The 24,102-nt window shown below is 43.0% G+C and carries 25 protein-coding genes and 1 tRNA gene; 12 read left to right on the top strand and 14 right to left on the bottom strand.

Annotated elements, in window-relative coordinates; translation table 11 throughout:
• Positions 1-88: 88 nt before the first annotated feature.
• Both argE and ACI2IW_RS08670 read right to left on the bottom strand, forming a co-directional pair.
• Positions 89-1,375, bottom strand: a complete 1,287-nt coding sequence (gene argE / locus ACI2IW_RS08675) for an acetylornithine deacetylase (RefSeq protein WP_404693381.1) — start codon at positions 1,373-1,375, stop codon at positions 89-91.
• A 47-nt stretch (positions 1,376-1,422) separates the two neighbouring features.
• Positions 1,423-2,076 (bottom strand): UPF0149 family protein, encoded by a 654-nt coding sequence (locus ACI2IW_RS08670; protein WP_057761477.1) that lies wholly within the window; start codon positions 2,074-2,076, stop codon positions 1,423-1,425.
• Between the two features lie 212 nt (positions 2,077-2,288).
• On the opposite strand from ACI2IW_RS08670, the gene ACI2IW_RS08665 reads away from it, so the two are divergent.
• On the top strand, positions 2,289-2,729 hold the full coding sequence (locus tag ACI2IW_RS08665; protein ID WP_057761479.1) for a hypothetical protein: 441 nt from the start codon (positions 2,289-2,291) through the stop codon (positions 2,727-2,729).
• 108 nt (positions 2,730-2,837) lie between these two features.
• Entirely contained in the window at positions 2,838-3,299 is a 462-nt protein-coding gene (locus ACI2IW_RS08660) for a cell division protein ZapA (protein WP_404693380.1), read from the top strand.
• Positions 3,300-3,376: 77 nt separating this feature from the next.
• Here ACI2IW_RS08660 and ACI2IW_RS08655 read toward each other — a convergent pair whose 3' ends face one another.
• The 4 genes from ACI2IW_RS08655 to ACI2IW_RS08640 all read right to left on the bottom strand — a co-directional run bounded on the left by ACI2IW_RS08655 (position 3,377) and on the right by ACI2IW_RS08640 (position 7,737).
• The gene (locus tag ACI2IW_RS08655) at positions 3,377-3,667 is read right to left on the bottom strand and encodes a hypothetical protein (RefSeq protein ID WP_224737782.1); all 291 of its coding nucleotides are present in this window, start codon (positions 3,665-3,667) and stop codon (positions 3,377-3,379) included.
• A 298-nt stretch (positions 3,668-3,965) separates the two neighbouring features.
• Entirely contained in the window at positions 3,966-6,059 is a 2,094-nt protein-coding gene (gene glyS, locus ACI2IW_RS08650; RefSeq protein WP_404693379.1) for a glycine--tRNA ligase subunit beta, read from the bottom strand.
• Positions 6,060-6,068: 9 nt separating this feature from the next.
• The gene (gene glyQ / locus ACI2IW_RS08645) at positions 6,069-7,070 is read right to left on the bottom strand and encodes a glycine--tRNA ligase subunit alpha (protein WP_404693526.1); all 1,002 of its coding nucleotides are present in this window, start codon (positions 7,068-7,070) and stop codon (positions 6,069-6,071) included.
• A 454-nt stretch (positions 7,071-7,524) separates the two neighbouring features.
• A complete protein-coding gene (locus tag ACI2IW_RS08640; protein ID WP_057761485.1) occupies positions 7,525-7,737 on the bottom strand; it encodes a PspC domain-containing protein in 213 nt (70 codons plus the stop codon).
• A 746-nt stretch (positions 7,738-8,483) separates the two neighbouring features.
• On the opposite strand from ACI2IW_RS08640, the gene nadR reads away from it, so the two are divergent.
• The 3 genes from nadR (at position 8,484) to ACI2IW_RS08625 (ending at position 11,057) form a co-directional block, all read left to right on the top strand.
• The gene (nadR, locus tag ACI2IW_RS08635) at positions 8,484-9,542 is read left to right on the top strand and encodes a multifunctional transcriptional regulator/nicotinamide-nucleotide adenylyltransferase/ribosylnicotinamide kinase NadR (protein ID WP_404693378.1); all 1,059 of its coding nucleotides are present in this window, start codon (positions 8,484-8,486) and stop codon (positions 9,540-9,542) included.
• A 127-nt stretch (positions 9,543-9,669) separates the two neighbouring features.
• The gene (gene pnuC / locus ACI2IW_RS08630) at positions 9,670-10,401 is read left to right on the top strand and encodes a nicotinamide riboside transporter PnuC (protein ID WP_160022375.1); all 732 of its coding nucleotides are present in this window, start codon (positions 9,670-9,672) and stop codon (positions 10,399-10,401) included.
• A gap of 221 nt (positions 10,402-10,622) precedes the next feature.
• Entirely contained in the window at positions 10,623-11,057 is a 435-nt protein-coding gene (locus tag ACI2IW_RS08625) for a DUF962 domain-containing protein (RefSeq protein WP_057761491.1), read from the top strand.
• 199 nt (positions 11,058-11,256) lie between these two features.
• On the opposite strand, the gene ACI2IW_RS08620 is transcribed toward ACI2IW_RS08625, so the two are convergent.
• From ACI2IW_RS08620 to ACI2IW_RS08610, 3 genes are all read right to left on the bottom strand, one after another.
• Complete coding sequence (locus ACI2IW_RS08620; RefSeq protein WP_057761493.1) at positions 11,257-11,868, bottom strand: nitroreductase family protein; 612 nt, start codon at positions 11,866-11,868, stop codon at positions 11,257-11,259.
• Between the two features lie 105 nt (positions 11,869-11,973).
• Positions 11,974-12,687 (bottom strand): pirin family protein, encoded by a 714-nt coding sequence (locus ACI2IW_RS08615; protein WP_404693377.1) that lies wholly within the window; start codon positions 12,685-12,687, stop codon positions 11,974-11,976.
• A 345-nt stretch (positions 12,688-13,032) separates the two neighbouring features.
• Positions 13,033-13,413 carry a DoxX family protein gene (locus ACI2IW_RS08610; RefSeq protein WP_404693376.1) on the bottom strand — a complete coding sequence of 127 codons (381 nt, stop codon included), beginning with the start codon at positions 13,411-13,413 and terminating at the stop codon, positions 13,033-13,035.
• A gap of 137 nt (positions 13,414-13,550) precedes the next feature.
• Between ACI2IW_RS08610 and ACI2IW_RS08605 the strand changes: the two genes are divergently transcribed.
• The gene (locus ACI2IW_RS08605; protein ID WP_404693375.1) at positions 13,551-14,456 is read left to right on the top strand and encodes a LysR family transcriptional regulator; all 906 of its coding nucleotides are present in this window, start codon (positions 13,551-13,553) and stop codon (positions 14,454-14,456) included.
• Positions 14,457-14,493: 37 nt separating this feature from the next.
• On the opposite strand, the gene ACI2IW_RS08600 is transcribed toward ACI2IW_RS08605, so the two are convergent.
• Positions 14,494-15,897 carry a Na+/H+ antiporter NhaC family protein gene (locus ACI2IW_RS08600; RefSeq protein ID WP_404693374.1) on the bottom strand — a complete coding sequence of 468 codons (1,404 nt, stop codon included), beginning with the start codon at positions 15,895-15,897 and terminating at the stop codon, positions 14,494-14,496.
• A 209-nt stretch (positions 15,898-16,106) separates the two neighbouring features.
• Positions 16,107-16,181 (bottom strand) — tRNA-Gly (locus ACI2IW_RS08595).
• A gap of 530 nt (positions 16,182-16,711) precedes the next feature.
• Between ACI2IW_RS08595 and ACI2IW_RS08590 the strand changes: the two genes are divergently transcribed.
• The 4 genes from ACI2IW_RS08590 to ACI2IW_RS08575 all read left to right on the top strand — a co-directional run bounded on the left by ACI2IW_RS08590 (position 16,712) and on the right by ACI2IW_RS08575 (position 19,141).
• Positions 16,712-17,524 carry a M48 family metallopeptidase gene (locus ACI2IW_RS08590; RefSeq protein ID WP_057761502.1) on the top strand — a complete coding sequence of 271 codons (813 nt, stop codon included), beginning with the start codon at positions 16,712-16,714 and terminating at the stop codon, positions 17,522-17,524.
• Positions 17,525-17,824: 300 nt separating this feature from the next.
• Entirely contained in the window at positions 17,825-18,145 is a 321-nt protein-coding gene (locus ACI2IW_RS08585) for a BolA family transcriptional regulator (protein ID WP_160022391.1), read from the top strand.
• Between the two features lie 74 nt (positions 18,146-18,219).
• A complete protein-coding gene (locus ACI2IW_RS08580) occupies positions 18,220-18,579 on the top strand; it encodes a SirB2 family protein (RefSeq protein WP_102094089.1) in 360 nt (119 codons plus the stop codon).
• Between the two features lie 166 nt (positions 18,580-18,745).
• Positions 18,746-19,141: a hypothetical protein gene (locus ACI2IW_RS08575; RefSeq protein ID WP_057761508.1), complete on the top strand. Its 396-nt coding sequence runs from the start codon at positions 18,746-18,748 to the stop codon at positions 19,139-19,141.
• A 205-nt stretch (positions 19,142-19,346) separates the two neighbouring features.
• Here ACI2IW_RS08575 and trxC read toward each other — a convergent pair whose 3' ends face one another.
• The 3 genes from trxC to ACI2IW_RS08560 all read right to left on the bottom strand — a co-directional run bounded on the left by trxC (position 19,347) and on the right by ACI2IW_RS08560 (position 21,596).
• Complete coding sequence (gene trxC, locus ACI2IW_RS08570; protein ID WP_404693373.1) at positions 19,347-19,784, bottom strand: thioredoxin TrxC; 438 nt, start codon at positions 19,782-19,784, stop codon at positions 19,347-19,349.
• A 159-nt stretch (positions 19,785-19,943) separates the two neighbouring features.
• Entirely contained in the window at positions 19,944-20,564 is a 621-nt protein-coding gene (locus ACI2IW_RS08565; protein ID WP_404693372.1) for a class I SAM-dependent methyltransferase, read from the bottom strand.
• 159 nt (positions 20,565-20,723) lie between these two features.
• Entirely contained in the window at positions 20,724-21,596 is an 873-nt protein-coding gene (locus tag ACI2IW_RS08560) for an MBL fold metallo-hydrolase (RefSeq protein WP_102091850.1), read from the bottom strand.
• A 378-nt stretch (positions 21,597-21,974) separates the two neighbouring features.
• Between ACI2IW_RS08560 and ACI2IW_RS08555 the strand changes: the two genes are divergently transcribed.
• Positions 21,975-22,262 (top strand): ArsR/SmtB family transcription factor, encoded by a 288-nt coding sequence (locus ACI2IW_RS08555; RefSeq protein WP_404693371.1) that lies wholly within the window; start codon positions 21,975-21,977, stop codon positions 22,260-22,262.
• 46 nt (positions 22,263-22,308) lie between these two features.
• Complete coding sequence (locus tag ACI2IW_RS08550) at positions 22,309-24,012, top strand: SulP family inorganic anion transporter (RefSeq protein ID WP_404693370.1); 1,704 nt, start codon at positions 22,309-22,311, stop codon at positions 24,010-24,012.
• Positions 24,013-24,102 lie beyond the last annotated feature (90 nt).

The raw sequence follows: 24,102 nt of genomic DNA, 5'->3' as shown, positions 1-24,102 counted from the left end.
CCGCCATTCAGACGGTGTCACTTATACCTATGTATCAAAAAAATCTCGCAGAAATTATTAAAGGAACAACATACCTCCTTCTAAATAATTATGACTGCATAGACGGTTGAGTCGTACAGCTATCTAACAATTTCTTTAAAAATGCATCGCAGCGTTCAATTTCGTTAAGCTCCACATACTCATCCGCTTTGTGCGCCTGCTCAATACTACCAGGGCCGCAGATAATCGTTGGAATACCTGCATTGGTAAACTGACCGCCTTCAGTCGCGTAAGCCACTTTATGACGCTCATCATCCCCTGTCAGCGCAGCGATTAGTGATTGCAACTCAGCACTATCGTCATCTGTCATTGCTGGGACGCTTTCTTCTTGCATCAGCTCAATACCAGTCTCTGGCGCGCGTGCTTGCATTTGGGCATTTAGCTCAGCAACTTTAGCTTGAATAGGCGCTAGTATATCGTCTTGCGTCATGTGCGGTAAATTACGATAGTCAAAAGTAAACTCGCATAGGTTGGGCACGATATTGGTCGCTGTACCACCATGTATGGTACCTACTGACAATGTCGAATAAGGCACTGTAAATAATGCATCGTTATCATCACGAGCGCTCAGCTCTTCAGCAAGCGTATCTACATAGCCAACCAATCTGCTAGCGTAGCTAATAGCATTGACACCTTGTGCAATCAGTGACGAATGCGCCGACTTGCCATGTACACGGCAACGATAAACCGCGATGCCTTTGTGTGCAACTACCATGGCCATGTTAGTTGGCTCACCAACGATACAATAATCAGGCGTGATGCCGCGTGCTTTTAGGTCTGCCAAAATCAATGGCGCACCCAAACAACCAACCTCTTCATCGAACGACAATGCCAAATGTAATGGACGACGTAGCTGACCACTGTTTGACAACTGCACGGCTTGCGGCAATACAGTAAGCGCACAAGCGATAAAGCCCTTCATATCACACGCACCGCGACCATATAGCTTATCACCACGTATCGTCGCCGTAAACGGCTCTGAAGACCATGCTTGTCCATCAACTGGCACAACGTCGGTATGACCTGATAAGACCAGACCGTTATTGATAATATCAGCGTTTTCACCAGCTGGTACAGTCACAAACAAATTGGCTTTGGTCTTAGCTTCATTAAAGGTCAAATCTACCGTCAAACCTAACTGCTCACAGTACGACTTTACATCATTAATCAAAGCCAAATTAGAGTGGCGACTGACCGTATCAAAGGCAATGAGACGTGTTAGCCAATCGAGGCTCTGAATAGGATGCTCGACACTTTTCAGCTGGACATCGCTGCTACTGTCAACGTTATCGATATTACTGACGTTGTCGATATTACTACTGTTATTTTGGATCATAAAATATCCTTACTACGATTTTCAGAACTATGATGTGTCAGAGCTGCTTACGATGGATTGTTATGATTCATCACATCAACCACTGGCGGCATTGGTTTTGGTAGCTTACCTTCTGCCTGTAGCTCTTTGGTTGTTTTAGCATCGATAGACAAACCCGCGATGAGCGCGATATCTTTGACAGCCTTACGTTTACGCGTGGCAAAACTTACGGGTACCATACGAGCAAATTCATAGATATAAAGATAAGACTCTTCCCCACCTTCAAAATCTTCATCATCTTCGAGACGAATTGCGCCAATCTTAGCCAAATCAGATAGCATCTCGTTTTCTTCACTGGTCAAACCACAATCAGTAATACCAAAACCGGTCATAAAACCGTTTGCCCACTGTTTCAAAGCCATCACGCGCTCGTATAAATCATGTTCATCATCTGGGATGAGCGGCATATACGCGTAGGCATCATCTTTGTCTTTTAGCTGAAACACAATGTCTTCCGCTTCTTCTGTCAGCAAGGTCAATGCAGGCTCTGGTAATGGAGCAAAGCTAAGCTCCTCAAACACCTTAGCCCAAGTTGCTTCGTCGGGCGCATTACAAGCCGTCATAAGCCCTGTCATCATGCCATGCACTTCGCTGATAGACACGTCAGTCCAATCATCAAACGCAGTCAGCCAAGTATTCCAGCCAGAGATATTATCATTCATAATAGATGTCCTAGTAATTGATTACTGCTCATAAAATAAAAATAGTCGCGATAAAATGTCATGGACAAATCATCGATAAATAAAAGTGAAAAGACAAAGCCTGATGCTTGTAATTACTTTGTTGATATAGATATTATGCGGTCACCTATGGCATTATTAAATGCAGCGAACAAAACTCATTCACGCTTACTTGTTAAGGATAAAAACTGACTATGTATGATCAACTTAGAATATTAGAAAAAATGGTACTCGACATCAAAAAACAGTATCAGCTTGTCAGTGCTGAACTTAGCAGCTTAAAACAACACCCTGTTACTGATTCAAAAGAATTTGCCGCACTAAAAACCAAATTAGATAACAGTCATAACGAACGTGACGGTGCCAAGAAACAACTGAACGATCTCGACAAGCGCTATCAGAGTCTTGCAGAAGCGCACCATATGATCGGTGAAGAACAAGACAAACTGCAAAAACAGATCAGCCAATTACAACAACAAAACAGCGAGCTGCAACAACACAATAATGAGCTAAAGCAGCAGTATAGCGATATCAAACAACAAAACAGTGAACTGCAAAAGAAGAACCAATTGGCAGCCGAGCGTACGCAAGTCGTATTACAACGCCTAACCCGTATCGATCAAGCAGAAGGCTAACGTTTTCTTGTAGCATATAGCAAAGACGTACTGCTTATTAAACTGCCAAATGCTATTTGTAAAATCTGATATCACTCATTTCACTGACCAGACATTGTAGGATTTATCATGACCGATGACCAAAGCAAATCGATAGAAAAACAACCAAAAAATACTCAAGCTCCAAGTGCACCAGTAACAAATGCGCCAGTACCAGAGCAAAAAACGACATCAGCAGCATCGAATATATCAAGCGCCATGGCACAATCCAATACCAAAACACCTAAAGCGCCAGAACCACAAATCAAAAAAGTCGATATTGCGATTGCTGGTGTTACTTATCCAATCTTTTGTCCAGTACATGAGCAAGAAGAGCTACTGTCAGCGGTTTCGTATATCAACAACTATGCACTCGATTTAAAAAGAGATGCGCCAAGCCTTAGCCAAGAAAGCATACTGGTACTGTGCTGCTTAAACTTGTATGAAAAAATCCATGCCAATCAAAGAAGTGATGAAGATCGTTTGCAGAAAGACAAACAGTCTGAGGCATTGCTGAATAAAATCATGAAAGATGCTCATTCTATTTTGTAGATGTATCGTACTGTATTAAACACACTAGCGCCTAGCCAATAAAGTTAGGCGCTTTTTTTGGTCAATCATTTATCTATTTATGCATAAGGCGTGTAGGTCTTGCCTGCATGAAAGTCTGCTTGATGCTCATAATTGCAAAAGAATAACTCTTGGTTCGCTTCAACGTTGCCATCGGTAGCTGTGCTTGGTTTAGTTTCAAGTACACCGCGATATTCAGCCAAGCTGTTGCCACAGAAATTGCACTGACGCGGAGTGGTCACATCCCCTTCTTTTGGCATCATACTCTTAGGTGCACGCGGGTACATAAACTTGTAAAAAGCCCACATTGAAGCCCAAATAATAAGGATGACAATAATAACAGCAAACACAGTAGTGCTCCTTCGATTACGGGTAAACGCGAGAAATAACGAAATCTATTAAATAAGATTATTTAAGACGTTTTGATAGCATAAATTTTACCGTCAATAATAGCGATAATACAATGCCTTTACCGTTTAATTGCTGATGGCGCTAACTGACTGGTTATAACTAACGGATAACTGTATGAGTAAACCAGTCAACTGCATAACAAAAAACCTGGCCATGATAAGCCAGGTTTTTTTATCAGAAGTAACCGTCAAGTTAAAGCAATAATCAAGTTAAAGTAACCATCAGCTTTTAGCAGGGTTACAGCTGTAGCTCGCTAATATCAGCTACCGTCAAGAACAAGGCGCGAACCTGCTTTAGCAATGCCAAGCGATTGTTTTTAAGCGCAGCATCTTCACTATTGACCATTACTTGATCAAAGAACTGGGTCAACGGCTCATCTAAGCTAGCCAGCGTTTGCAATACTTGCGTATAGTCCGCTTGCTCCAGCAATGGTTGTACCACTGTCTGTGCTTGCTGCACGTTCGCATATAAATTTTGCTCAGCAGATTCAGACAGTAGTGCTTCATCGACTGTATCAGCAACGCTCACTTCTGACTTAGCCAATATGTTAGCAACACGTTTGTTTGAATCCGCCAACATCGACGCTTGTGACAGCTCGCTAAATGCTTGCACTGCACGGATACGCTGATCAAAATCAAGCGGCATATGAGGGTTAATCGCTTGCACTGCTTGAATCGTGTCGACGCTAACGCCCTGCTCTGTATACATCGCACGATAGCGCGAGTTTAGGAATGCCATTACTTGGGTAAAAGTATCGCCCATTTTGGCAATCTTGCTACCTTCAGCATCACTATAGCCTTTAATCGCTTGCTCAACGAGCGCAACCAGATTAATCGGCAACTGCTTTTCGATTAAAATACGCAAGATACCAATAGCAGAACGACGTAAGCTAAACGGATCCTTTGAACCCGTTGGCGCTTGATCAATCGCAAAAATACCAACCAATGTATCCAAACGATCAGCTAACGCTAAGCAAATACCAATCGGTGTCTGTGGTAATACATCGCCACTGAACTTAGGTAGATATTGCTCTTCTAAACTGGCTGCAACCGCTTCAGGCTCATCGTTTAGACGCGCATAATACGTACCTGCGATACCTTGTAATTCAGGGTACTCGCCGACGAGCGAGCTGGCCAAATCTGCTTTAGATAAAATACCTGCACGTACGGTTTCATCAACATTGATATCGTGGCCTTGCTGCTGCATCAATGTAGCGATGAATGCTGCTAGCTTGGCAATACGCTCAGATTTCTCCCAAATCGTACCCAGTTTGTCTTGGAATACACGATTTTTTAGGCTTTCTGTAAGCGCAAACAACGGCTGCTTTTGATCTTGCAAGAAGAAAAACTCTGCATCAGCCAAACGTGGACGCACAACTTTTTCATTACCTTCGATAATCTGGTTAGGATCTTTTGATTCAATATTGGTAATAAAAATGAAATACGGCTGCAATTTGCCAGTTTTATCAGTTAAGCAGAAATACTTTTGATCCGCTTGCATGGTCGAGATAAGTGCTTCTTGCGGTACTTGTAAAAAGCGCGCTTCAAAGCTTGCTCGTAGCGCAATTGGAAAATCGACCAATGCGGTGACTTCGTCCAACAAATCCTGCGGTACGATGGCATCAGAATTGACTTCATCTGCCAATGCTTTGACTTGGTTTTTGATCAGCATTTGACGCTTATCAAAATCTGCTACTACTTTTAGACCACTTAGTAATTCTTCATAATCATTGGCATGAGCAATATTGTGGTAGTCAGGGCTGTGGAAGCGATGACCACGTGTTTGCGTACCAGTCTGATGACCTTGGATAGTGGCATCAATGACAGTATCATCCTGCATCAATACTGCCCACTGTACTGGACGCACAAATTCGTTGCGGCTAGCGCCTGAGCGCATACGCTTAGCAATCGGCAGATTATCTAGCGCGGTTTGGAAAATAGCAGGCAGTAGCTCAGTGGTCGCTTGACCACGGATAGTCTGCTCAAAACCGACATAGTCACCTTTGTCAGTATTAATCGTCGTAAGCTCGCTAGCTTCAATACCCAAACCTTTAGCAAAACCCATGGCCGCACGTGTTGGATTGCCCTCTGCATCAAACGCCGCTTTAATCGCAGGCCCGCGTTTTTGCTCAGTACGATCCGGCTGCTTATCGCTAATACCTTGAATCTGAATGGCCAAACGGCGCGGAGCAGCAAAAGCTTTGATACTATCAAAGGTAATATCTGCTGCCGTCAATTGCTCAGTAACACTGGCTTGTAGTGCATCACGTAATGGTTTTAGGCTCTTTGGAGGTAGCTCTTCACACCCCAGTTCAAATAGAATAGTACTCATGGGATGCTCCTATTTATCGTTAGTAGATTGGTTAGTGTCAGTAGTTTCTTCTGCTATGCCGTCTGCTGCTAAGCTGTCTGCTGCCACGTCTTCTTTTGGCAAATACTTATCAAGTGCGGCTTGGCGATGCTCTTCATCAGCCAATGGAAAACCCAATTTGGCACGAGCTTCGACATAACCAAAGGCAACCTTACGAGCAAGCGTACGCACACGTAGGATAAAACGCTGACGCTCAGTCACTGAGATAGCGCCGCGTGCATCAAGCAAGTTAAACGCATGAGATGCTTTTAATACCATCTCATAAGCTGGTAACGGCAATCCTGCATCGACCAATTTGTCTGCTTGTTGCTCATAAAAATCAAACATCTCGCCCATCATCGGCACATCAGCGTGCTCAAAGTTGTAGGTAGACTGCTCGACTTCGTTTTGATGAAAGACATCGCCATACGTGACGCGACCAAACTCACCATCTGCCCAGACCAAATCATAAACGCTATCAACGCCTTGTACGTACATGGCCAAACGCTCAAGTCCGTAAGTGATTTCGCCAGTGACTGGGAAGCACTCGATACCACCGACTTGCTGGAAGTACGTGAACTGCGTGACTTCCATACCGTTTAGCCAAATCTCCCAACCAAGTCCCCACGCACCAAGCGTTGGAGATTCCCAGTTGTCTTCTACAAAACGCACGTCATGCACCAATGGATCAATACCAATGGCTCGTAGTGAGTCCAAATACAGCTCTTGGATGTTCGGTGGATTCGGTTTTAGTACAACTTGGAACTGATAATAATGCTGCAGGCGGTTCGGGTTATCACCATAGCGCCCGTCAGTAGGACGACGTGATGGCTGTACATAGGCCGCATTCCAGCGCTCAGGACCTAATGAGCGCAAAAACGTCGCGGTATGAAAAGTACCTGCACCGACTTCCATGTCGTAAGGCTGCAATACAACGCAACCTTTATCGGCCCAATAATTTTGCAAAGTTAAGATTAAATCTTGAAAAGTCATCGGTTGAGAGTCTTTATCTTGTGTCATCGGGGTTATCGCTTGGGATGTCATAGTTTCGGTTTTCATAGTAAAGCCACTGTGAAATGAGTATTATTAAATAAATCTCTGATAGCGCACGCGCGACCTATTCGGCAACGACTCTATCTGCCTGCTCACCTTACTAAAAATTGACTATTTTATCCATATTTACATCAACTAAATTTGCATAGCGAGCACAAAACCTCAGTTGTATAGCATATTTTCAGACAAATCATCATGGAAGTCGTACTAATACCATGAATAAAAAAATACCCAAATGCGCTAGCATTCGGGCAGGAGGAAAATTGTATCTTGGGCATCCTGATTGATCAGGCTTTTTATTTTTTGGAGGTCTACTGTTTTTAACAACTACGTCTAACTTAATTCTTTAACTGGTTTAAAAAACCTAGTTTTAAAAGTAACCATCAGACTCCTATTATTGATAAGACTGACTATTGGCTTTTGGCATAATTATCCATAGGATGATATAAATCAAAATGCCTGGTACTGCTGCACTTAATGATGAGATGATTACAAATAATACTCTCACCCATGTTGGCGACCAACCAGCATACTCTGCAATGCCACCCATCACACCTGCTATCATGCGATTGTTTGGTGAGCGATGTAATTTTGCTAACTTAGCCAAATCAAATACCTCTCTATTTTCTATTCTTGTTTATTTTTTATTCTATTTTTCTAATTGTCTTACGTATTTAGCTAAAACATTATCTTGCTTTGCTAACTTACGAATCAGTATATCAATAATTCAGGATTTATCTGTTGAAGGTATAGCAGTACTTTGTGAGTTTATGCTACTCAAGCTTACCCTAATCTGTCATAGCACCATGCAAACCCCTGATTTTAAATAGTTATTTCAAAATGTTTCAAAACCACCTTTGTTGCTATAACCTTGCAACCTAGCATCATATATCTTGCTATTTTTAATTTAATCAAAGAGATAAGCTCGCTTTATAATGCTAAAATCGAGTGAAACTTTTGATAGTCTGAATAATCTTTTAGCTAACCAAGTTTACTCGAATAAAAGAACCCTCAATTAAAAAACGTGCGATTCCTTGTACATCCGATATACCTTATTTTTACAATAACCCACCTGCAAATCATCCAAAACCTTTATACCATGCTGATAAGCAACTTAGGTTTTCAGACGTTCTACTATGAAAACTAGGACACTGCTCAACTATTAGATAAAAATACCTTTACAAAGAATAGTAAAAGTAAGTAACGAGGTTAGTGTTACGGGTCTTAATAGATTGCTGATTTGGATCTTGATAGATGTCTAGTTTGGATCATTTAACTTAGACAGTATTAGCCGTATTTTTTGGCATAGACATGGAACACTGAGATTAGAATAAAAAAATAATAAGGATAGCTATGTACGACACTGGATTGATGATTGGACATTTTGAACCCTTGCACTTAGGACAGATGCGCAGCATATTGGATGCAGCAGGACAAGCCAAAACCTTGCATATCGTTATTATGGCGCATCCATCGCCGCATCCAGATTTTACCATCACCTTACAAGACAAAGCGCGCTGGCTACAGATGGCCTGTGCCGACTTGCCATTTATTCATATTCATACTACTCATGAGATAGAGCTACCGCTGCACGAACATCTGTATAGTGCCAGTGATGATGTCAGTATCGATATCGCTGCTAGCAATGCCAAATTACAACGCTTAATGGACGCACTATCACTATCAGCAGAGACTGTATTGTTTACGGCGGACAACCATCCGCTCACTCGCAATAACATACAAGAGCCGCTGCTTTTGCCAGTCGTTACTACGCCGCTACAGCCGGAATTTGACTCTTATGCGATTGCGCGTGACCCAGTCGCCCATTGGTCAGCACTTCATCCGCAAGCGCGCGTCGACTATACCAAGACTGTTGCTATCGTCGGCGGTGAAAGCTCAGGCAAGACAACGCTAGTCCATAAGCTGGCCAACTATTATGGTGCCAGCTTTGCCTTAGAGATGGGGCGTCTGTATGTCGGTACAGATTTGGGTGGTAGCGAGGTTGGATTACAGTACAGTGATTATGGCCCTATTTGTCTTGATCATGCTGAGGCAATCCGAGAAGCTAAAGCCAATGCAACGGCCCCCATCACCATCGTTGATACTGACTTTGTCACTACGCAAGCATTTTGTGAAGAGTATGAGGGTCGCACACATCCCTTTGTGGCTGCTTGTATCGATGAGTTTCGTTTAGACCACACCATTATGTTAGATAACAATACGCCATGGGTTGATGATGGTATGCGATCTTTGGGTACGCCTGAAGCGCGTGGACGCTTTGAGCAGCGTTTGATAGATATTTTTGCGCGTCACGATATTACGCCGCATATGATCGATCAGCCCGACTATGATGCTCGCTATCAGCAAGCATTGTTATTGATTGATCAATATATCTATGGCAAAAAATCATAAACTGTACTGAGCATATTTATAATAATTTATTCAACTAGCACATGTTATTTGACTAGCACACGTTATTTAATTAGCACATGGTAGTTAGCACTATATTGATATCAGTATTTACTTTAGGGGAAAAGCGATGCGTATTCAGCTATTGGACAACATCACCGGAAAATGGGCGATGCAATGGATTATCATTTGGTTTATTTGCGGTGTTATTGCATTGTCCGCAGGTTTTTGGCTCACGACAGACCATACCACGCTTGATTGGTTTTATTTAGCGGTCTCGTTCATTGGTTTAGTTTGCGTGGTCTCGTTATCATTCCGCAAAAACGTCATGGGCAATGGCTTTGGTATGGGAGCAACGGCCGGCGAAGTTATTGTGCAAGCAACGTCTGGCGCAGTTGGTTTGATGCTTGCTCCACTATTTAACTTTTTTACCCATGTTTACGGTATTTTTTATTGGTCGAAGCACACCGATCCTGATGGCGACATGATACCCAAGTCAGCGAGTAAAGCTGTTTGGTTAATCACTGCTGCATTTATTATCATTGGTCTTGCCCTTTTTCCCACAATAAATGATCTACTGGCGAGCTATGGCTATGCAGTCGTAGAGGATGATAGTAGTCTGTTTTTGGGATTTATCTCTTTCTTTTGGATTAACGTCATTGCCTTTGTGCTTTCTATTACTGCTCAGGCAGCTATGATTCTGCGTTACTCATTTAATTGGTGGTTATGGATTATCGTCAATTTTGTTTGGCTCATTGTGAACCTTATGTCTGGTAACTATATCTTTGCTATTCAGACTATGGTGTATCAAGTAAACGCCTTTATCGGCCTTTATGAATGGCATCGCAGCGAGCAAGGATAATGCGTCTCTTATAGAAAAACCCATTGAAAGTTTGAATAAAATCTTGCTGATATAGCACTAATAGTACGAGTAAAATTGACTGTGCCGTCTATCAGATAACGTGGTAGACAGGCGCAATTAGTGCTACAACTGATATTAACAATTGTCTTCATACTGAGATTAGTAGCGAGTCCATTGGCTAGTATGAGTTACTTATCTTATTTACTAACAGGGAGGTTAGTATGTCTCGTCAACCAAAAATGTCCAAACGTACGCTAGAGCAATGGCTTAGTGAGTACTCTGTCAGTCACCAAAACTTGGTCAATAAAAAAATCCATTGGCTATGTGTGCCGACGATCTTTGTCAGTCTGCTAGGTATGGGTATGTCACTATCCGTATGGTTTACCTTGGTGCTTAGCGCATTGGTACTACTGTTTTATATGCGTTTATCTACGCCACTGTTTTTAGCGATGGGGATGTTTATTCTTATCTGTCTGTCAGTGATGGCAGCGATGCCATGGGGCTTTAAAGCGTGGGCAGCGGTATTTATCGTTGCATGGATTGGACAATTCATCGGGCATAAAATCGAAGGCAAAAAACCTTCTTTCTTTAAGGATCTACAGTTTTTGTTAATCGGTCCAGCATGGGTGGCTAATAGTTTGATGCAACGTAAATAGTTGTCAATCTCTACGTAATTTGCTCAGGAACTTAGCTTAGCTGCAGGCTATTCGATAAAATCTACAATTCTCACCCTCAATAAAATAATATCATCAATAAAAAAGCGCCACCCAGAGATTACTGAGTGGCGCTTTTTGTTTTACGTAAGCTTTTGGGACTATTTATTTTTGGGGACTATATAAAATAGACTACTCTATCTTACGCACCAAAAACTTTCATACGCTCTTCGACTGGCTTAAATGCTTTTTCGCCCGCTGGCTGCTCAATCGTTCCAAATACCAATTGTGCATTTAGCGTCCAGTCTTTGTCGATATCCCAAGCGCTAGCTACTTTTTGATCGATTACTGGATTGTAGTGCTGTAAGTTTGCGCCAACATCGATACTGGCTAGTGCCGTCCAGATAACATACTGATGCATGGCACTGGTTTGACTTGCCCAAATTGGGAAGTTATCAGCATATAGTGGCGCTGCTTCTTGCATGCCTCTAACGACTGCTTGATCTTCAAAAAACAATACAGTACCAGCACCGTTACGGAAACCATTGACACGCTCTTTGGTCGATTTGAACTTCTCTTCGTCACCAACGATTTCGCGTAATGTATCTTCGGTCATGTCCCACAATTTACGATGGTCATCGCCGAACAATACAACGATACGTGTCGATTGCGAGTTAAACGACGATGGCGTGTGCAAAATAGCATGCTCAACTATTTTTACGATTTCGTCGTTAGCTACTGGTAGCTGGTTGCTTAGCGCATAGATAGAACGACGTTTCTCTGCTAGCTGCTGTAATGTTGTTAAATCTGACATAGTGTTTCTCCACGTTGTTAGTAAAATAGTTGTTAATAAAAATATTTTTTAGCGTTAATGGTTATTGATATAAGTGCTTTAATTGATAAAGAGCTTTGTTCTTGATTACATAAATAGTGGTACTTCCATCACTAGCACACGGCTAGCTACTGTTGCGTCCATCGTAAAGCTCTGAATATCCCACATACCAATGCCGTCACGAGTAGACAGGACTTGGCCATCTATCACCACTTCACCGCTGAGGACAAATACGTAGACACCATTGTTAGGATCATTTAACTGGTAAGTTTGCGATATACCTTCGTCAAAATCACCCATGCTAAACCAAGCATCTTGATGAATCCAAACCCCTGCATCATCAGAATAAGGTGATAGCACTTGGCTAAACTCGTTAGGTCGCATGATATCGCCCATATGCACTTGCTGATAACGCGGTGCGACATCCATTTTGTTTGGTATTACCCAAATCTGCAAAAACCTCACAGCCTCTGCATCGTCACCGTTCATTTCACTATGGGTAATGCCTGTACCCCCTGACATCACTTGAATTTCACCAGTTTTTATGATGCCCTCATTACCGATATTATCGCCATGAGCGAGCTTGCCGGATAGAGGTATACTGATAATTTCCATGTTACGGTGCGAGTGATTGCCAAACCCTTGACCGCCAATGACAAAATCATCATTAATAACGCGTAAGGCCCCAAATCCCATACGTTCGGGATTATGATAATTGGCAAAGCTAAAGGTATGTCTGCTTTTAAGCCAGCCATGATTGGCATCGCCACGTGAGTCTGCTGCATGATAGATTGTTTTCATAATTTGTCCTTAGCTATCAACAGATTAATCCTCTATATACTTATTATCGATTAATCTATTTAAACAATGGGCTTATTATAATTATTAATTCTACATAGATAAACAACACTAAATGCAATTAACTATTCTGTTTTTTAGAACAATTAGAGCAGTTCTAATGTACTACAGATTTTTTACATATATTAGCACAGCTAACTTTATATAAATTACTTTAAGTTATGCTTATATAGAAAACTGTCTGCTGTTGAGGTTTTCTGTGAAAATTTCATGACGCTCTTTATTCGAAAGTACCCCTTTATGATTATTCTTCGTAAACGTATAAGAGGTAACTCAGCCACTGATTGTTTATCGCTTATTGTCTATTGAGTAAGCACCCGCACCATGAGCAAAAATCATTAAAAACCCACCTGCGATTGAAATATTCTTCATAAATGAGATCATCTGTGATTCGTCAGTCCAGAACTGATGAAAAAGAATAGCTGACACGATGCTAAACCCGGCAAACAAGAAAGCGATTGGGCGAGCTTTATAACCTAGCAAGATAGCGATACCACCTAGTACCTCAAACGCAATTACCAATGGTAATAACATACCAGGCACACCTACTGACTCCATATAGCCTTGAGTAGTCGCATAATCTGTGATTTTACCAATGCCTGCAAAGATGAAAATGATTGATAATAATAGACGACCGAGCGGTGCGCTAAATTGCTGTAATTTCTCCATAATAATGCTCCAAAAGTGTGTTTAATCATGTTTCTGAATAGAGAATAGCGCGATTATAGGCGTTGACTAGCATGGGATAAACAGCAATAATCACAAATATAAGTTCTTGGTGTAAGAACAATCATGAGGCATCGATAATGGGTCAATTAGAAGACATGGCGATGTTTGTACGCATTGTTGAGGCAGGTAGTATTACCAAAGCGGCTGAGCAGTTAAATATTGCAAAATCAGCCGTCAGTCGCCGACTTAAAGAATTGGAAGAGCGTTTAGGCAGTCAGTTAATCAGCCGTACTACCCGCCAATCTAAATTGACGCAAGCTGGTGAGCAGTATTATCAGCAAGTGAACAATATCTTGCGTGCGGTTGACGCTGTCAATGAGCATGCTACTGACGCTCCCATGCGTATTGAAGGTACGCTAAAAATGACAGCGCCGTTGTCCTTTGGACTCATGCACTTGAACGATGTGATTGATAAATACGCCAATAAACATCCCAATCTGAGATTCGATCTGGATTTTTCTGACCGACGTATCGATTTGATTGAAGAAGGTTATGAGCTGGCTATTCGAATCGGAGAGCTACAAGATTCTAGCTATCAAGCAAAAAAGTTGGCATTGATTCGTTGTGTGATTTGCGCCAGTCCCGATTATTTGGCAAGAATGGGCACGCCTGAAACGCTAGACGACTTAGACAACCATGCGCTTTTGCAATACAGTCTCGGTCAAACCAATAGTATAAACTTGGTGGATACTGAAGGCAGAAGTCATCATCGTACGATAGATGCCAAAATCAAAGCCACCAATGGTGAGTTCTTAGTGGATTTGGCAGTCAAAGGGCATGGGGTTACCTTTGTGCCGACTTTTATTGCTTATAAACAACTGGCGCTTGGCGAGCTTGTACCTGTCTTCCAACACTATCAACTGCCAACCCTAACCGCTTATGCTGTTTATCCAAAAAATCGTTTTTTGTCGCAGCGTTGTCGTTACTTGATTGATTTTATTGCCGAGCAGTTCGGTGACAATCCGTACTGGGATCAGTATTAATCAACACTTCTATTATCCATAACAATATCAATTGCTATTAATTTTGGGTCGCCTTCCCCTCTTTAACCCGACTAATCGTCAGCCCAGTGAACCCGAATAGCAGCGTCAGCAGCAATGACAAATAACAGAAGAACGCATAAGGCAGATAATCCAATACCGGCACCCCTAACGCCTGACTGATAAACACCCCGCACACACTCCAAGGCACTAATGGATTAATCACCGTTCCTGCATCCTCAATCGTCCGCGACAGATTCTTAGGATGTAGATGTAAACGCTCAAACGTCGATCGAAATGCCGTACCTGATAATAGAATACTCAAATACTGCTCACCGATCAGCACGTTAATGCTCAGCGCCGACATCGCTGCGGCAAATATCGCTCGTCCTGATGTCGTCAATGTATCCTTAATACCAGATAATAGTGCTGGTAGAATCCCTAATGCGGTCAATAGACCACCTAAGCTTAATGCCAGTATCACAATCGCCTGGGTAAAGAACATACTCTGTACACCGCCGCGCGACAGCATACCGCCTACCTCACCCAACTCTAATGACTCAGCAGGAGCATAGCCTGCAAACAGATACCCACCCAATTGTCCAAAGCTTGGTGAGCTATGGATATAAGTAATGATCAGTGCCGCAGCAATAGTACAGATAATCGTATAGATCGCATTGACCCGAAACAGTGCCAATCCGACTAATACCACAAAGGGCATTACTGAATACCCATGTACCAAACCACTGTCTATCAACTGACCTTGCAATATGGTTACTTGACTCAGATCAGCACTGGTCGTCTGTCCTGAGAACATCCAAAACAAGATCACCGTCAGTATCCACGCAGGCACTGTCGTATACATCATATTGCGAATATGCTCAAACAGATCAATACCAACGACGGAAGAGGCAATCGTACAAGTATCAGATAAGGGCGACATCTTATCACCAAAGAACGCGCCTGATACTACTGCCCCTGCCGCTATCGCCACATTGGCATCAAAGGCATTACTCATACCAATAAACGCCACGCCCAAAGTAGCTGCAGTCGTCAAACTACTGCCTAGAGCAATACCGATAATAGAGGTGAGGATAAAGGCAGAGATATAATAGTACTCAGGGGAGATCAGCTGAAAGCCTACATACATAAGTGTGGGAATCGCACCTGACATCATCAAAGCCGCAACCATCAGTCCGATAAAGAAGAACAAATAGATGGCACCAATACCACGCATGACACCTGAGGCCATTTGCGCTTGCATGTCATCAAAGCTGAGTCCTTTATACATACCGATAGCCAGTAGCACACAGATAGCCAATATAAGAGACAGGTGCGGCACCCAGCCAAAGCCGATCATGGTGATACCCATGATACCGATGACGATGGCGGATATGATAAAGGCGAGCTTAGCACTGATTAATGTAAGCGGTTTTGGTGGCATTGGATACCCTTATGTTGCTATAGGTTTAGTTTGCTCAGGTATTCGGGGTGCGCATCTATTCTTCAATACTAATAATCTCTGTCTTGCTGATAGTTAGCGTCAGGCGTTACTTTCTATGTTTTCGCTATTAGCTGACTTAGGACAGATTTTACACATAAAAAAAAGCCTCACTGTGAAGTGAGGCTTTTTGCGCTTTTTCAAGCCATATTTGGAGCGGGAAAAGAGATTCGAACTCTCGACCCCAACCTTGGCAAGGTTATGCTCTACCACTGAGCTATTCCCGCTTAGTATCAATCCGTAGTGTTGTTAACAACTACTCCGTCTCGATAGGCTGGCCATTTTAGCAAATATTCTGTGGGTGTCAATACCTTTTTTAGAATTTATTTCTAATATTTTTAGCTAAATGCCCTTTTTATCGGATAAATCAACATAAGCAATTGATTTAAAAACAGGAATTAATTTTAATTAAATGAAAAATATTTCACATTAATTATAGAACTTTAAGTCTGAGCTCTACTTCCTTTAGCTTCATAGTGGTCATAAGACAATCGATAAAGTAAAAACTCACTATTTGCACTCTAATAAAAAGATATCGCACTTACAATCATACGCTTTATTGTTACTTTTCCTATCTTGGTTTTAGGTGGTTAACATTATTATACTTATGTCCAATGGCAGTTAAGGTAGACTTTTACTGTTTAAGCGGATAAATGAGCACTACTAAAAGATTAATAAACACGGCTCCCACATCTGCTGCACTATTTTTTAACTTGTTTGACTTTATGTTTTTCCATCTTATAGAGAGGATATTTTTATGAAGAAGTTATTAACCACGACAGTGATGGCCGCTTCGTTGTCAGCACTCACCTTAACTGGTTGTACCAGCACTACCAATTCTGGCGCAGTTGGTGTTGATCGTCAGCAGTTGCTATTAGTGTCTAGTGAGCAAGTATTGGCACTATCTGCCCAAAGCTATGCCAAAACAATACAAGACGCAAAATCAAAAGGTGTGCTAGATACCAACACCGCTCAGCTAAACCGCTTAAAAAATATTGCGAACCGTCTAGTCGGTCAAGTTGGCGTCTACCGCGCAGATGCAGCCAAATGGCAATGGGAAGTACACACCATCAAGTCTAACGATCTAAATGCATTTGTGGTGCCGGGTGGTAAAATTATGTTTTATTCAGGCATCATCGATCGTCTGAACCTCACTGATGATGAGATTGCTGCCATCATGGGTCATGAAATCTCTCATGCACTACGTGAGCATTCACGCGAGCGTCTGTCACGCGAGTATGCAACCCAAACTGGTATTGGTCTGGCTGCTAGTATATTTGGCTTATCACAAGGACAGGCTGAGTTAGCTGGTACTGCGGGTAATTTAGGCTTGAGCCTACCCCACAGTCGCACTCAAGAAAGTGAAGCTGATCAGATTGGTCTTGAGCTGATGGCACGTGCAGGTTATAACCCTCAGGCGGCTGTTACGCTTTGGCAAAAAATGCAAAAAGCAAGCCAAGGTGAGCCACCACAATTCCTTAGCACTCACCCAACGAGCAGCAGCCGTATCGCAGAGTTACAGTCATTGATGCCAAAAGTTACGCCTCTATATCAACAGTCGCGCCGCTAATAAGTAGCTAATTAGCGACTTTTACGCTTTATCAGTGCGTGTTTAGATATCATAGAAGCAAAGTACAGCCAAAGCGTTGTGCTTTGCTTTTTTAATTATAGCCAGACATTACAGGTTTTATAATTGGCAAGCATTGTAGTTGATAAGCACTGTAGTTGATAAGCACTGTAATCGGCAGGGTTTGCAATTGATCGGTTTGGCAATCGCACTCTATCCCGCTTACCGTGTCTGTTATAATGCTGATAAATATTATTTGCAGATAGCTCAATCAAATTGCACAAAATACATTGAAGGATTGTTATGAGTACCACACCTACTGCCGACGCACTTCATGCCGAATTACAGGCGCTTGCGCCGCAGCATATCGAACTGATAAATGAGTCGATGTCGCATGCCGGTTACTTTGAAGGTAAAGAGAGCCATTTTAAGCTCACTATCGTTAGCGATGCTTTTGAAGGCAAACGACTGGTCGGGCGTCATCAGCTTATATATGGCCTAGTCACGCCTTTGCTCACTTCACAAGGCGGTCAAGTACATGCCCTCGCTATCCATGCCTATACTCCGACAGAATGGCAAGGTCAAAGCCCTGCGAGTCCATTATGTGCTGGTCAAAACAAATAGCCGACTATGTTTGCATCGCAACTAACTATTCTAAATTAGCCTATATACTGCAGTTTTAGAGGGAGCAATATTCAATGAAACACCTACATATGCTGATGGCAGCGCTGACTGTTGCGCTATTTTTATATCAAAGCTACTTAGTACTCAGCGCAGACCGCCGCGCACCACGTGTGGTCAAAATAGCCACGCATATTATCTATGCCCTGCTTATCCTGTCAGGTGCGATGATGCTAATGCAATTGATGGGTGCCAACGCTCCTGTCCAGTGGGTGTTTGCCAAAATCATTTTACTTATCGCTGCTATTAGCTCTAGTATTAAAGCGTTTAAAGTTGATGCGACACCTGTGCAAAGAAAAACAGGTATTCTTATTGCTGCCGTCGCCTATATTGGTATCGTCATACTTGCCTTTGCCAAACCAGCAAACTTATTTTAATAAGCGATTTTCTGTTTTAATAAGCAACCATTTTAGAAAGCTGTCGATATGTTGATGACATGATGCGAAAATTTTTCATCATCGATGGATTTTCAATATCTTAATTGCGCTATTTTTGCTATCTTAAATAGATATAAATACAATCACTTAGCCTACTGGAGCCATTATGAAAACGTTTACGACAGCGACACTACTAGCTGGCATTTTTGCGCTCTCAGGCTGTGCCTCTACTGGTAACATCACCCCGCAATATGTACCGCCAAGTACTTATCAAAATTATAACTGCCAAGCACTTAGTCAAGAGTACACTCGCGTCAACCGATATGTCGAAGCGGCTCGTAATGAACAATCTACCCTATCGGCATCAGGCGTCGGTGTTGGCGTCTCTGCAGGACGCTGGGGTATCTCGCCGAATATCAGTTTTGGTTTAGGCAAGAGCAACAATACCAAAGCACGTGATGCAAAATTATCGCGTCTATACGGTGAGCGTGATGCAATTGTCCAGTCGGCGCGCATTCAGCGTTGTAGCTTTGCCAATGGCATCAAGATTTATGGTGAATAAGCTTAAGAAAGTGCAAGGCTATCTAAATGATTAAGATAGTGCCTGACACCGTAAAATAGTACGTGACATAGCAAAATAGTACGTGAAATAGCAAAAAGCCAATATGCAGATCGCATATTGGCTTTTTTATTGCTGCGGTTTTTATAAGAAAACATGAGCGCTTGGATAGATAGTTTGGAGAAAAAGTAATCTAGCCTGACTAATATTACGACTGTAAGCCTTGCACCCATTGGATGATTTGATGACTTGGTAGCGCGCCTGATTGTCGCGCGACTTCTTTACCATTTCTAAAAGCAACCATCGTTGGCAAGCTGCGAATATTATAAGGCGCGGCTGCCTGCTCGTATTTATCCGTTTGTACCTTGGCAAAGACCACCTGTGGCAATTGGCTAGCAGCGCTCTTGAACTCTGGCGCCATCATAATACAAGGCTGACACCAGCTCGCCCAAAAATCCACGATAGTCAGCACATCGTTCTTTTGGATAACCTTATTGGCTGTTTGCGCATTGAGCTCATGCGGACTAGCAGTCAATAATGGCTGACCACATTTACCGCACTTTGGCGCAGCGCTTAACCGTGCAGCAGGTACACGGTTGGTTGCTTGGCAATGTGGGCATACTAGATGAAAACTTTGCTCGCTCATTATTTAATTCCTATTCTAATTATTTTGTTATTTCAAATACTCTTCATGAACGCTCTTATCTAAAGGCTATTTACCTTGCTTGCTGTGGTTATAGCTGTAGTCGTCGTTGCGTTGATTGATTGCATAAATAATTTTAGCATAGTTAATTGGGCTTATCCTTTATGCCAGTTGCTGTGCCACACCGCTATACACATAGCTCATCGGCCGTGGACCGGGCAAATACGCTTCGCTCAACTCATCAATAGCAAACCCACCTTCTCTAATAAGCGCCGGAATATCGCGATCTAAATGACATCCTCCCGCTATAGGTTTCCAAAAAGGCGTCAATCGATGCTGCCAACGCTCAACAGAAGAATCTGGTGCCAGTCCATGCTCACAAAATAATAAGCGTCCGTTAGGTTTTAACACTCGCGCCATTTCTCGGAGCGCCGCTACTGGATCATCAATACTGCACAAGGTAAAAGTCATCACAATCGTATCAAATTGATCCGTATCAGCATGGATACCTTGTACATCGACGGCTATCACTTCAACCGGAATGCCAATGTCAGCTGCACGCTCACGAGCCAGTGACTGCATCTGAGCCGCTGGATCCACACCGATGATAGAGGAGACTTTATTAGCATCATAGAACTGCAAATTCAGACCGCTGCCAATGCCAATCTCCAACACCTTACCAAGCGCTTGCGGAACAATTTTGGAACGCGCTTTCATCACATTGCCTGTACTACAGGCAATATCTATCATCTTTGGCAACACATAGCGCTCGTAAGGGTTCATCGCTTTCTCCGGTTATTGCCGCCCTTAGCGCTTGCAGTTGGTCATACATAGCATCTAAAAATGGACAGTCTACAGGTTAGCATTCTTATAGATATCAATCATACGATACTTACGTAGTGCTGCATCAGGTAATGACTTTCATTTATTACACTGTTTAACTTATCCACCAAGGACATTGATCGGAACTTTTAGATAGCGCGTACCATTATCTTCTGGCTCGGGGAAATGTCCTGCATCGATATTGATTTGTACAGCGGGAATGATAAGGCGAGGCATATCTAGAGTCGCATCACGGCGCTCACGCATCTGCACAAACTCTGCTTCGTTTATACTGTCTTTGACATGGATATTTTCTAGTTTTTGTGCGGCTACTGTCGTCGTTGGGCAGTGCTGACGACCTTTGCTCGGATAATCATGACACAGATACATGACCGTATCCTCAGGAAGTGCTAGCAGCTTCTGAATAGACTGATAGAGTGTTTTGGCGTCGCCACCAGGGAAATCGCAGCGTGCTGTACCGACATCAGGCGCAAACAACGTATCCCCAACGAATACCACTGTTTTCTCATCATCAGCGGCTAGATAGGCCATATCGGCACGCGTATGACCAGGTACATACATCGCAGTGATAGTAATATTGCCAAGCTCTAAGGTCTCGCCTTCATCTGTTAAAATATCAAACTGGCTGGCATCAGTGCGGAAACTGGTGTCGAAGTTAAAAATTTGCTTAAAGATTTTTTGTACTTCGGTGATATGCTGACCGATGACTAATTGTCCGCCAAGGCTTTCTTTTACATGAATGGCCGCTGATAAATGATCTGCATGTGCATGGGTTTCAATAATGTACTTGAGTGCCCAATCCTGCTCACGTACAAACTCAATCACTTCATCGACACTGCTGGTATTGGTTCGGCCTGACTTAGCATCGAAGTTCAATACAGGATCGACAATGGCGCATAATTTTTGCTCAGTATCAGCAAGTACGTGGGTATAAGTTTCTGTATCGCTATCTAAAAAAGAATGAACTTGCATGGCGGCCTCTTTAATTATTTATACGTAAGTTATTTATACATATTTTGGACATAGGGATTTTTATCTTTAATTAACCCCTAAGTATGATATTCAGTCGTATATAATGCGTTCCTACGACTTATCTGATGCCACCAATATAACAACCACCATACAATTTATCAATTTATATAATGTAATTAATGATAACTTGCTATGTGGCGTGATATCATTGATAATCAACTATATATTGTTCAAAACATCATGGCATTTGTTACCATCTAATGTAAGGAATTTGTTCTGACTACTTCTATTTCAGCCGAAGGTACACCTACTCGCAGTACCACTGACGATGGGTCGTCTGATACTGCAGATTTAGTACCTGCCGATCTTGCCAAGCAAATGCAGCAAGCATCGCTACAAGCCAGCCAACTATTAAAGTCGCTATCGCACCCTGATCGCCTACTTCTTCTTTGTCAATTGACCCAAGGTGAATATTGTGTCGGTGAGCTCGAAGACTTGGTCGGGGTTGGACAGCCGAGCTTATCGCAGCAATTGGGTATATTGCGTAAAGACGAGCTGGTCGCCACACGCCGCGAAGGGAAACAAATTTACTATAGTATCGCAAGCGAGCATGCGCTAGCTGTACTCGATCTACTGTATCAACGTTTTTGCGCCAAAGCAGAATAACGCCGCCCTCGCCTAATTATTTGTACTATCTACTGTGGTGATTGATATGTCCTCTATCGTCGCTCGTCTGATTCCAGCTTGGCTGCGTCAATACCAGCTCTCAGCGTTACCGACTGATCTCGTCGCAGGCATAGTGGTGGGTGTGTTGGTCATACCGCAGAGCCTAGGTTACGCGGTGCTTGCAGGACTGCCACCTGTCTATGGCCTATATGCAGCGATCGTACCTGTCCTCGTTTATGCGTGGCTCGGCTCTAGCAACGTGCAAGCCGTAGGACCGGTTGCCATTACCGCCATTATGACCGCCAGTGGTCTACTGCCTTATGCTGAGCAAGGCACTGAACAGTATGCACTGATGGCTAGCCTATTGGCACTGATGGTAGGTGCACTGCTATGGATAGCAGGACGGTTAAAACTTGGCTGGATCATGCAGTTTATCAGTCGCGGTGTGTCCGCAGGGTTTGTAAGCGGTGCAGCGGTCCTTATATTTGTCAGTCAGCTCAAATATCTGACAGACATCCCTGTCACTGGTAATAGTTTGATCGGGTATTTGACTACCATGCAACGCTATGCCAGCCAGCTGCATCCATTAACCTTAGCTATCGGTATTACCGCATTTGCGCTATTGGTTGCTAATCGCTATGCAAGTGAGTGGATATGGCAGACGTGGCTATCATCGTCATATGCCAAATGGGCAGAGCGCTTATTTCCGCTTATTTTACTTGGTGTCGCTATCGTACTCAGTATGGCCCTGCATTGGAGCACACATGGTGTCGCAACCATCGGTCGTATTCCACAAGGGCTACCGAGCTTTACGTTACCGCATATCTCAGACCTACAAGAGGCGCTGAAACTCTTGCCAACCGCAGGATTGATGGCACTGATCGTATTTGTGTCGAGCAGTTCAGTTGCCAGTACCTATGCTCGCTTGCGTGGTGAGAGCTTTGATGCCAATCGTGAACTGACTGGACTTGGACTGGCCAATCTGTCTGGTGGACTATTCCAAAGTTTTGCGGTTGCGGGTGGCTTTTCGCGTTCGGCTATCAATGCCGATTCAGGCGCGAAGACACCACTTGCTAGTCTCGTCACCGTACTGGTGATGATGGCCGCGCTCATAGCCTTTAGCAATGCGCTTGCTCCACTACCCTATGCATTACTGGGCGCAACTATCATGGCCTCTATCATTGGCCTGATAGATATTGCAACGTTGAAATCTGCATGGCAGCGTGATCGCTTAGATGGTGCTAGCTTTTTGGCTGCGTTCGTCGGTGTGCTGATATTTGGTCTAAACACAGGGCTGGTCATTGGTTTAATGGTGTCATTCGCCAGTCTCATCTGGCAGTCGAGTAAGCCACATGTGGCTGTCGTTGGGCAATTGGGCGGTACAGGACATTTTCGTAATATCAATCGCCATGACGTCGTAACTTTTGACAACTTATTGATGTTGCGTATCGATGAGAGTTTGTTTTTTGGTAATAGTGAATCTGTACATCGACGCATCCTCAATGCCATGCAGCAATATCCAGATGCCAATGAAATCATATTGATTATGGCTGCCGTCAACCATATAGATCTGACCGCCCAAGAAATGCTTTGTACCTTAAATCATGAGTTGGCGTTACAGAATAAGCGCTTACATTTTAGTTTTATCAAAGGTCCTGTGATGGACATCATCGGTCACACCCCATTGATTAGTGAGCTATCAGGGCAAGTCTATCTGAGTACTTTAGATGCTGTCGATGCATTAAAGTAATCTATAATTTGACCACAATAAAATCGCTACGACATTAATTTCCCTCGTCCTCAATTACTATTGTCGCCTACAACACAATATCGCTATGAT

It is taken from the genome of Psychrobacter sp. NPDC078501, from assembly GCF_044900935.1.
Lineage (GTDB): Bacteria > Pseudomonadota > Gammaproteobacteria > Pseudomonadales > Moraxellaceae > Psychrobacter.
Note: the sequence above shows the minus strand (reverse complement) of the source record. Positions and strands in the feature narration are given on the sequence as shown.